The sequence below is a fragment of the Streptomyces sp. 3330 genome (assembly GCF_031456635.1).
Lineage (GTDB): Bacteria > Actinomycetota > Actinomycetes > Streptomycetales > Streptomycetaceae > Streptomyces.
The window spans coordinates 1-10,617 of sequence record NZ_JAVDVA010000058.1; the positions used below are offsets into that span (position 1 = coordinate 1).

General features: G+C 62.9%; 5 protein-coding genes and 4 pseudogenes. 4 read left to right on the forward strand and 5 right to left on the reverse strand.

The window, feature by feature from the left end; translation table 11 throughout:
• The first annotated feature begins 265 nt into the window (after window positions 1-265).
• On the forward strand, window positions 266-457 hold the full coding sequence (locus J2X68_RS39835) for a hypothetical protein (protein WP_310437501.1): 192 nt from the start codon (window positions 266-268) through the stop codon (window positions 455-457).
• A gap of 415 nt (window positions 458-872) precedes the next feature.
• Here J2X68_RS39835 and J2X68_RS40450 read toward each other — a convergent pair whose 3' ends face one another.
• The 3 genes and pseudogenes from J2X68_RS40450 to J2X68_RS39845 all read right to left on the reverse strand — a co-directional run.
• A complete protein-coding gene (locus J2X68_RS40450; protein WP_399041961.1) occupies window positions 873-1,571 on the reverse strand; it encodes a DUF4232 domain-containing protein in 699 nt (232 codons plus the stop codon).
• 1,260 nt (window positions 1,572-2,831) lie between these two features.
• A pseudogene (locus J2X68_RS39840) lies at window positions 2,832-3,386 on the reverse strand (peptidylprolyl isomerase).
• Between the two features lie 356 nt (window positions 3,387-3,742).
• Window positions 3,743-4,000 (reverse strand): annotated as a pseudogene (locus tag J2X68_RS39845) (IS5/IS1182 family transposase); the annotation flags it as partial.
• A gap of 1,741 nt (window positions 4,001-5,741) precedes the next feature.
• Here J2X68_RS39845 and J2X68_RS39850 point away from each other — a divergent pair.
• From J2X68_RS39850 to J2X68_RS39865, 3 genes and pseudogenes are all read left to right on the forward strand, one after another.
• Window positions 5,742-5,924: pseudogene (locus J2X68_RS39850) on the forward strand (maleylacetate reductase); the annotation flags it as partial.
• Between the two features lie 79 nt (window positions 5,925-6,003).
• Window positions 6,004-6,528 carry an iron-containing alcohol dehydrogenase gene (locus J2X68_RS39855; RefSeq protein ID WP_310437502.1) on the forward strand — a complete coding sequence of 175 codons (525 nt, stop codon included), beginning with the start codon at window positions 6,004-6,006 and terminating at the stop codon, window positions 6,526-6,528.
• A 981-nt stretch (window positions 6,529-7,509) separates the two neighbouring features.
• The gene (locus J2X68_RS39865) at window positions 7,510-8,334 is read left to right on the forward strand and encodes a hypothetical protein (protein WP_310437503.1); all 825 of its coding nucleotides are present in this window, start codon (window positions 7,510-7,512) and stop codon (window positions 8,332-8,334) included.
• Window positions 8,335-9,120: 786 nt separating this feature from the next.
• On the opposite strand, the gene J2X68_RS39870 is transcribed toward J2X68_RS39865, so the two are convergent.
• Both J2X68_RS39870 and J2X68_RS39875 read right to left on the reverse strand, forming a co-directional pair.
• Window positions 9,121-9,918 (reverse strand): alpha/beta hydrolase, encoded by a 798-nt coding sequence (locus tag J2X68_RS39870; RefSeq protein WP_310437504.1) that lies wholly within the window; start codon window positions 9,916-9,918, stop codon window positions 9,121-9,123.
• Between the two features lie 605 nt (window positions 9,919-10,523).
• Window positions 10,524-10,617: pseudogene (locus J2X68_RS39875) on the reverse strand (IS5/IS1182 family transposase); the annotation flags it as partial.

Below are 10,617 nucleotides of genomic sequence, written 5' to 3' on the forward strand. Positions count from 1 at the left end.
GGCTGCACACCTACAATCACCACCGCGGACACACCGCGCTGAAAGGCCAACCACCCGCCAGCCGCGTCCCCAACCTCACGGGTCAGTACACCTAGATCACCGGGCAGTCGTCGAAGGTGATCGCCGAACTCGTCGCTGGGGTGGGGCCGTTGCGGCACGAAGAGGATCAAGCAAGCTTGGACACCCGGAGGCTGCGACCGACCGGCTGCGGGCCACGCGGGCCCGACAGCTCGGGCCCGCCCGGCTCATGGCCGACGGCCCGTTCATGACGATCCTCACGGACGCCGGCTACCGGGGCTTGCCCGCTCTGAGCGGCGGCCGCGTGATGACACCAGCACATCGCGAGTTCAAGAAGAATGCTCTCACCTGGTACGGGGAATGGCACGAGCTCCAGCGCACAGCGCGCTCTTCACGGCTCATCCACGTCCAGCGCGGCATCACCCACCTCGAGAACTGACGCCAGTCCGCCACCACGGCCGCCGCGAACACATGAGCGACATCGCCCAGACAGTCACCGGAATGCGTTCACACGACCAGACCGTCACCCGGCCCCAGCAACTCTATGGTGTGAACCGGGTGACGGATCCGCGTCCTTCGATATGACACGGCCAACCGCGCCCGAGGTCGTTAGGGCCGCGGTTGTTCTCCGCCGCGGCCCAACTCGTCAGACCGCCCGCAGCCTGGCCGGCGCTGTCCGCGACAGTTAGGTACCGGTCGAGCACGGCAGCTGAGGTCTGGTGCATCTTCTGCAGGTATCAGCGGCCCATCTGGGGACGCCGCGGCCTGCTCTACTTGGAACGGCAGGACCGACTCAATTGGCTGGCTACGCATGTTCATCGGTCAGGGACCGCTCTGACGAAGCTTGGCGGATGTCATCGTTCAGAGTGGACAATTCCTATGCGCAGGCCGTGTGCGGAGTGGTTGCTGCATGCGCTCGTGCTGAGCGGGATATTGAACTGATCTTTCGAACCCGGTGAGTACACGCGAAGGAAAGCAACGCTCTTGATTTGGCATTCAGGTCCGGACAGGCCGGACTGTCCATTGCGGGCCTGTACCTCCGCGACAGCGTGACCGTTCGGGATCAGTGTGACCCTTGCCGCCGGGGAACTCGCATCGCGAGATGCGGCGTCCCCGATCTGCACACCGTCACGTCCGCGAAATGAAACCCCCGGGAAGCCGGTGAGTGAGCACGGATTGCCGCCGGTGTTCTGGAAGAAAAGCTGGAAATCTGTCATACCGCCGCCACTCTCACGGTTTTCTATAGTGACCTTCAGGTTGCCCGCCTCACACCGGGCTACAGAATCTCCATCTCCCTGCGACGTACTGGCATCCGAGTCATCTCGTGCGGAATTTTCGCTCGTCCCACTACCCTGCATTTTGTCACGCTCACCATTTGATGCGAGGGATTCCGCACTCGAATCAGCAACACCGCCCCTCGAAGGCCTAGGAGTGCTGCCAGCGTCTCCATTCCCCGGTCCACACGCTGTCATTGCCATCCCAGCAACGGTCACAACGAGAGCAGATACGACTCGACGGCCGATTACGATATTCATGCGCGCCTTCTTGTCCATAGAAATCGGTACTAAATTCTTGAAGTTGCCAGCACGGCGAACGGGGAATGATCCCTTGATCGCGCTCCGTAATAAGCTATGCGCGGCCCAAAGTGATTGATTTCACTCCGGCGGTTCGGCTGATGACCGTGTGCACACCGGCACTTCTCCAGGATAATCAGCTTCGGCAACAGAAAGGTATCATCCTATTGCCCCGGTCAGGAGCTTCTTGTTTTCGAGCTGGCGCATCCAGCTCTGCGTGACCACTGTAATGAGGTGAGTTCGACCTGAATGCGGCGGGAAGGGGAGCGAGCCAAGGATGACTCCTGCCAGGCTGCCCCACAGAGGGCCTGACGGTTTTCCGGACTTCCGATCTAGTCTTTTCGGGCCACACGGCGAGCTACTGCAGTGTTTGTATATTTATCGCATTCGTAGGTCACGCCGTTTTTCAGCTCGACCAGGGAGGACGGGGCCGGACGATACCGTACTGTCGCTCTGCGAGACCAGGCCCTCGGTGACTGGCTTTAGAATGGCAGCAGCCGCTACGGCGGATCCGTTCACGGAGCTTGAAACACGCACGAATGTCGCGCCGGTCGGCGGCGTCTGACCGCCCTCCAGGCGAGCCAGTGCGGCCGCGCGCTCACGATCCCGTCTGGCTACCTGCGGGTCACTGATCTGCAGCGAGGCAGGGATGAGCTCGCTGAAGGGAGTCGTTCTGATGGGAACGCGGTTCAGGGAGGGAGCTACTGAGCGGAACGTTGCATGCCTTCGGTTCCCGAACTTGCGATCGAACACGTTCCGGAAGCGATCAATGGAGGCAGCGTCACGGGTGCGATAGGTGTCTGCCGCGCGTTCTGCGCGTGCCGCCTGCACTCTCCTGCTCTCCGGGTCGATCTCCACCTCTGTATGCACAGCAATTTGGATCCTCATAGAAGCTGTATCCTCCTCTGTCATCTTCTTCTGCTGGCCCTCACGGAGGCTCTGTTCAGCTACTACGGACCCAGAGGCGTTTCGGTTCTCTTCTCACCCAACGATGATCCACAGTCCGCGGGGCCGTCCTGGTTGTCGGCCAGCGAGGTCGATGCTCGGTTCCGCAACGGGGGCATGGGTGGCCGGGCTGGCCCCTGAGGAGTCGGGCAAGGGCCGGTGGGCGTGTATGTCGGCGCGGAGGACCATGGCATGTCATGGGTCGGAGAACTTGCTGGGGATCACCGGCTTAGCCTTAACCCTTGAACCGGTGTTCTCCGCGGCCGCACGCAGGGGCGCCCCCGCCGGCCCGGCCTACTGACGGAAGAGAACGACCGTCTGCAGCACGACGTCGGAGTCGGGGCGGTCCCGCGTGGTGGGCACGTTGGCGATCGTCTTGACGACGTCCTAACCGGTGACGACCTGGCCGAAGACGGTGTGCTTGTTATGCAGGTGGGGTGTCGCGCCCTGGGTGATGAACCACTGGGAGCCGTTGGTGCCGGGACCGGAGTTGGCCATGGACACCACGCCGGGGCCGCTGTGGCGCAGCTCCGGGTGGAACTCGTCGGCGAACTTGTAGCCGGGGCCCCCTGTGCCCCACCGGCTGGCCTGGTCGGGGTAGCGGCTGAGGGGGTCTCCGGCCTGGATCATGAAGTCGGGGATGACCCGGTGGATGCGGGTGCCCTCGTACATCGGAACGCCTTGCATCGACGCCCCCGTCCTGGGGTCCTTCCAGTCGATGGCGCCTGTTGTCAGGCCGGCGAAGTTCCTGACCGTGTCGGGCGCGCGGTCCTCTTCAAGGCGAATCACGATGTCGCCGAGCGAGGTGGCCAGACGGGCATGGAGCTGGCCGGAGCCAGGTACGGAGATGTGCGGAAAATCCACAGTCGGTGATCCTTCTGGGTTCGTGGCGACAGCACAGCCACGGTGTGCTTCCCATCGCGACTCGGGTCGCCGTCGATGGTCAGGTCGGCTGAGACCTAGTCCCTGCGATCGTCTCGCTGTGCACCACCGGGCACCGCTTGGGCGCGGCGGAGGCCGAGCAAGTGCGGCTCCCATTTACCTAGACGGGCTAAAACACCACCTCGCGGCGGTCCTCGGCAGCGCAAGGCCCGCCGCGAGTACGAGAACCGGATCAGCGCCCTCACAACCGGACCATGATCGTTTTCACCGATAGCCGCTGTACCGATGTTCCCCGAGGCAGGTTGCCTGCGGGATTCGGCGGTGACCTGCAAGGTCACGCCGTGGCGGCGGTGTTGGTGGGAGAAGTCGGCCAGGCTGTCGCCGACGCCGTCGCACGCGGCAGGGGTTCCGTCGGGCAGGACGTGCTCGGGATCGGTCTCCCGCAGGAGCCGCGGCAGGCCGGGGCCCCGGCGGGCGAGGCGGCCGGCCGCGGCGGTGACGTTCGCGTGGGCGGTGCCGACGGATATCCCGAAGCCGGCGGCGATCTGCGTGAGCGGGTCGTGCCGGCGCCGGCAGACCAGCACGATCCGCGACCGCCGAACCAGAGCCTCAGCCTGAGCGTTGGCGGCAAAACCACACAAGGTGACCAGCCCACGTCCCCCTCCGGCACAGCAGGAATGAGGCTCACCCGCCGCCGTCCAGGGCGGCCCGCGGTGAACGGGCCCGCAGCGGATGGCTAAATACGACGACACCGCAGCCGTGGAATACCGTTTCCTGCCTTACCGGCGCCGCAGAGCGTGCTGCTGACCGTAGGAACTTTCTGTGCTGCTGGGCCCGCACATCGGCACTCCACCCGCCAGCCCATAGGTATACTGCGGCTGGGATGTTCCAGTTCCCGAAATGGGGGTAGGGCCCGAGGGTGAGGGGGCCGCCAGCATTACCGCGTACGAAGCGTAGGCCGGCGCCCCGGGAGCCGTCGGCTGTGCCTGCCTATGGATATCTTGCTGCCGCGAGTCAGCTTCCTCGCGCTGGGGCGCCTGACCATATGCCGGGCGCGCCGCACTTCGCTGCTGAACAACTTGCACATAATCCAGCAGCACCCTGTCAGACGCTGCATCCCTCTTCAACTCTTCTCGCCATTCACTGAGCAGTTGCATGGATTGAGGCTGCGTCCAAAGATGCGGCTGTACTCTGCCCCACTCATGGTAGGGCGGACGCGAAGCGTCTTGCTCAGGAATCTCTGTCGATACATGAAGGCGGGTGTAATACATTCTTGCCGCAAAGCGCATATTATGATCACTTTGCATCGATAGAGCCCACTGCTGCAAAGAATGGTGCTCCGACTGCAGGACACCAGAGACAGAGGCCGAGGCGAGAGCCGTGGGGGCAGGCCGAGCTACCGGATCATGCATTGATGGACCCGCTCCAGGCGTCGCCGTCGGGTAGCGCTGCTGGACCGGGGGTACGGAGCCGGGCCCCGAGTGGGAGGACATGAAAGGATCGGGCCCAACCGGGGCGGAGATGCGGGTTTGAGGAATGGAGGGGTGAGTCGCACCTGAAATGTGAGCGGTCGGCATTCCAGACACGGGCGTGTCCTCTGACAGAAGCAGTTTATCCCCGATCGAAATCACGCTGAAATTTCGCTCCCTCAGGGCCTTTGCTGACTCAGGCAGCAACGAAACATAATTCGGATCCGTTTTCCCTGCTGCACGCAATTTCGCTCTGTACAGGATCTGCCCGACATCGATGCCATTTACATAATGAGAACTGGGTGGCAGCTTGGGGCGCCCGTAGCCGTCGTCGCCAAAAGGATAACTTTTGATGAAGGCTGCGACTGCCAGGTCCTTCACGTGGCGCGCATATTCAGACTCCGTCTGCGTATCGTGCGCCAAAGCCTGCCTTTCTCCGTGCGCCACGATGGAGAAACCCTTTTCCCTAAGGCTTTCCACCTGATGATGATCAAGGTTCCTGTCAACGCCACCTAGGTGGTCGACCCGTGCACCGACCAATAGTCGCGCAAGAGCCTTTACGTCACCATTCGGGGAACTCGTACTCGGTATGAGAGGACGACCGTTCGCATCCCTTTCAAATTCGAAATTCTTTATGACTTTCGCAAAATTGCGCATCGGCACTCCCTTGTCCGTGATAATGGCGTGACGGGTTCAGCCCCGACCCGCTGCCCTGTAGGAGCCTGCCCATAAGGGACACAGGCTTGTCGAGAGTTCTGCTGGTACTACGGACGCGGCTCGGCAGAAGTTCGGTGCGACTCGTCTCTCTCACCGTGATGCGATACGTGACGGCTTGCTGGATGGGCTTGACCTCGTGATCAGCGTCGGTGACGGGTCCACTACAGGGCTTGCCAAGGCGGACGCGCTGAGCACCGGGCTGCCGAACCTCGCCGTCCCTACTACCTATGCCGGTTCGGAGGCTACCGCCGTGCGGGGGCTGACCAAGAAGGGCGTGAAGACCACCGGCACGGACGTGCGCGTCCTGCCGCGAGCGGTCGTCTATGACACTGCGCTGACGCTCGGTCTGCCCACCGATCTCAGTGTCGCCTCGGGCCTCATACGCGCTCGCGCACTGCGTGAACTCGATATGGGCGCCGCGTACGGATCCGATCAATCAGGCCCTCGCCGTGGAAGGGGTTCGGGCGCTGGAGGTCGGACTGCCTCTGGTAATGAAGGAGCCGGATACGCTGGAGGGCCGCAAGCAGACGCCGAACGGGGCCTACTTGTCGGCCATGGCCTTCGCCTGGGCGGGGTCCGGTCTGCGCCACAAGACGTGTCATGTACTGGGCGACATGTTCAGCCTGCCTCACGCTCAGACGCACGCCGTGGTTCTGCCTCATGTCCTGGCGCTCCACGCGCCCTTTCGCCGGGTGGGTCGAACAGCGTCTGGCCGAGGCGTTCGGTGCCCCTGGTGCTGTCGAGGGACGACTGGCGGGGCTCCGCGACGAGTTGGGTGCGCCGCGCTCCCTGCGTGCTCTTGGTATTCCGCGGGAGGGTGTGGTGGCCGAGGCCGTCGTGGCCGCCGCGCCGGCTGGCAATCCGAGGCGCGTCACGCTCGAGGGGCTGGCCGGATTGGTTCGCGAAACCTGGGAAGGGACTGAACCCCGATGAGCGAGCGCACCGTTTCCGGTACGCCGGTGTCAGCCGCGCAGCAGGAGACGGAAGCCAAGGTCACTCGGCGGGTGCTGCCGTCCTTCGACGGCTGCTCTGACCCTCGTTTGCGCGAGATCACGCGGTCGCTCGACTGTCGGCCGTTCGCCCATGCGGGCCTCGCATCTGCACTTCATGGTGAGTGCGCCCGGGCAGCGGACGCTGGTGACGCACATCTTCGTCCGCAGAGACGAACTACTCGACGAGGGATTGCGTGTTCGGGGTGAAGCAGTCGCTGGTCCAGGACTTCCTGTGTCAGTCGGCGGGCACTGCCACGCCGGACGACCGCGACCTGTGAGAGCGCTCGTGGTCCCGGGTTCGTTTCGACATCGTGCTGCGCCCGACGGCATTGAGCGCGTGCCGTGCGGCCGGTGGCGTTGCGCCGACATCGCAAGGCAGCCGGCCGGTCGCGTTGCTGGTATGCCTGTGCGGGCGCGGCGGAGCTGTACACGTTCGGCTGTCCGCGCCCTCGCGCGGCGCCACGGGCATGGCTGCGACCCTCTTCAGGGGGATACCCGCGTGCAAGATGCGCGCAGCAGATCGGTGGCGCGCAGTCCGTAACGCGGCTTGAAACGGTGGGAGAAGTGGGCGGGGGATGCGAAGCCGCTGCGGGTGGCCGCCTCGGGCCATCAAAACCCGCCCAAGCGGTCGTGGTCTGCATCCGGCACGGACCCGTTGCCGGATCACCCCCTGATCAGGGACTGATGTGAGAACCATGTCGGGACCGATGGTCACCCTTTGAACCCGAAAGGCTCTACAGACGTCTGATGAAGAGACGGACATCGTCTCCCGGATCGGCGTCATCTGCGCCCCTCAGAAAAGGAACGAGAACAATGCGAAACCTTGAACAGAGGATAGCCGACGATATTCGCGCATGGAGGAACGATCAAAGGATCCGGAAACCACACGACCTCGACGGGAGACCCGTCGAGGTGAACGGGATTATCAAAGAACTGACCAGTCCCACTCCGATTGATTCATCGATGCCGAGCAGCGTGGCCCCACCGATGGAGATGGCGCGAGCAGTAAACGACTTCGCACAGTACTCGACAGAACTGGCCGCCGCAGTGAGTTCGAAAATTCACAAGGCCGTCGACAGGCAGGCAAGTCACTGGCTCCAAGAGAACAAAAAGATTTTCGATGCGGAATATATCGACAAGAAAATTTCTCGCCTGCATGGTGCAGCCGGACATGCACCGGAAGAGACGGTTATTGCAGTCATTGAGGGCGTGAGCAATGCACAAAAAACGATTGATACCGCAATGAGTACTTTGCAAGCAGTCACCGAAACCGCGCGCAACAATGTCATGCAGCAAGCCGAGATTTTTCACGAGCGGCATGAGGTCGGGGTCTCCAGGTTGAAGCATTGCAACCTGGAGGCAGTGGGAGGTCTGCGCAAAAACGCAGAATCCTTCATAAAAGTACTTCGCGAAGAGACGCATACATTGCTGGGCGCCAGAACCGCGATGGATAATACTTTGAATGGAGTATCAAAGGACCTCAATGGATTGCTAAGCCAGGTGCGGAAATTCATTCCACGTATACAGCCCAGGCCCACAGAACGCACTGCTCGTACTGAGAATACGCCAACGGATAGGCCTCCTAAGCCTGTTATTGCCAGAGATTTCTACGTCCCCAAGGCTGCCGCAATTACCGTGCCTGGCACAGACAGAGACAGCGGGGGGGCTGCTCATGCCGGTGGGAACGATACGTCGAGAAGTCGTGTGCCCTCGACCGCTGCAAGGCCTCGCAGGTGAATGATGTAACGAGACATCAGGCGAAAACACGGCCTGGACTTCGGTCGGCGCCCACAGTGCGCTCGTACTGACCCTGCCGGGCGGCACAGAGCGAGGAGAATACACTCAAAGGGCGGCACGGGATTCTTGCCCGACAGAGCCTTCCTCGTCCAAGGCCGGGCTGGGTTGGATTGCACGATCGCACTTGCGGTGGCGGCCGCTGCCGGGGGCCGTGGCACCGCCCGGTGTACGGCACTCGTCATCTGCTCGGCTTCCCCGGTGCCGGCCACCGCCCGAGCCGAGCAGCACAAGACTGATTGAGGCTGCGGACTCTGTCGCGTTCAGCACATGAAACATATTTCCTCGATTTTGATAATTTTAACTTACCCGGTGACCGGGGTAAATTCTTGCGAAGGTATCAATTTTTTGACTGCTTTTCACTGCGCATAAAAGTGAGGTATTTTCTTTTGCCATGCACGGGCTGTTCGATTATAAATCGATGCGCGCCGACCTCTGCGGCCGACCAACTCACGCAGCTCTCAAATGGGTGGTTCGCCCGCCCGCCCGACAGTGTCGGATACCGAAGTGGCCCACAAATAGCGGCTGCCCTCTCGAATACGGACTCTGATACGCCCCGCGTCAACAGAGGGCTGACGCCACCGGATCTCTGGAGTGTTGGGCTCCATCGCCCGGCGCCGCGCTGCCCGGCGCCGGGCGATGGAGTCGTTTCGTACTGGGTCCCTGATCGCCTCGGTCCTCAGAGTCCTCCATACCCTGTCTCCGTATCCGGGTGACCGGTCGGCACCGTCAAGGCTTCAGGGCGTGCTCGCCGAGCCAGGCGAGTGCGTCTTCTGCGATTTCGAGCCAGCCGTGGTCGAATGGAGCGCTATGACCGCGGTCTTCGTATGTACGCAGGTCTGCGGGCGCGCCTTGGCGGACATACAGTTGATGGGCCCCTCGAACGACGACGGCCGGCACGGTGTGGTCCTGGCCTGCGGCGATCAGCAGCAAAGGTCCGCGGTCGCCGCGATGGGTGTCGACCGCGGTCGGCGAGGTCTTGCGAAAGTTCGCGGTCGACGCCTCGAAGAGCGGCCGCCCCGGGGACGGGATCGTGAGCTCGTTGTACAGCTGTTCGGATTCTTCCGACGAGATTGCGTTGCCGAACGCGTAGGTGAACTGGCGTGCTGTCAGTGAAACGGCTCTGCGCTTGTTGGCGGGGCTTCTGAGTACGGGAAGGCTCGAACGCAGCAGACTCAGCGGCACAGCCCGGACTCCCTTGATGGGCGCGGGCGAGAGGCACACGGCGCCGGCAGCCAGACCACGATCCAGAAGCTTCTGCGCGATCAGCCCTCCGAAGGAATGACCGACCACGATCGGAGCGTCGGGCAGGTCCTTGACAACCTGTGCGTAGGAGTCTGTGACCTCGTCGACGCCGACGTCCAGGAGTCGTCCGGTCTCGGTGCGTGTTGCTGCGACGGTGTCTTTGTCACCCGGCCAGTGGGGTGCAAGGGTGTGGTATCCACGGTCCTCGAAGAGCTGGCGCCAGGGCAGCCACGAGACGGAGTGAATCCACAAACCGTGAATGAAGACAACGGACGTAGTCATGGGTTTCGGCCTCGCTCACTGGGTGGGTACGTGCTACTTGGGGCAGGACCCTCATGAATGGAGAATCTAGAAGTGCACGGTGGACGGAGAGTGAAAGAACCCTGAACCGCGACACGTACGAGCGTGGGATGGCCGCGTCCGGAAGCCGTGCTGCCGATGATTGCGGCCTGACCGCTCACACTGAACTGGTCGACGAGCCCGGCGTGCATCGGCAGACGGACGTCGCGGGCTTCGGTGCAGCGGTCACGGTGCCGGCAGCGGTCGCGGTTCATCGATCGCTCGAGTGCCGGTGGAACGATACTTGCCGAGCACGAAATTCTACGGAAGGTCCAGCGCGAGACTTCCTGCGCATACGTCGCGGTCACGGGCGGTAGGTAGTCCCGGCACAGGCGCCGAACCCGAACCGGCGTCAGCGGCCCGGCCGGTCCCTTTTGACCGGGCTCCACTCGCGTTGACCGCGCCGCTGTCATTGGCCAGCCCGTGCGCCTCGCCGCCGTCATCATCGGCCTCTCACGCCGATCGGATGACGCCTCGGGCGGCCGCTGTGTGTGACGCGTCCTTGAAGAGGTCCGCCTGCTACCCGGAAAGGCACTCATTGAGCTCTTTCAGCGGTGCCGCTCCAGGGTGAGGACGGCTGCGGCGATTGACGACATTCGATTCGGGCTGTACCGGGCCCTGCGGAAGATCCGCCAAGACTTC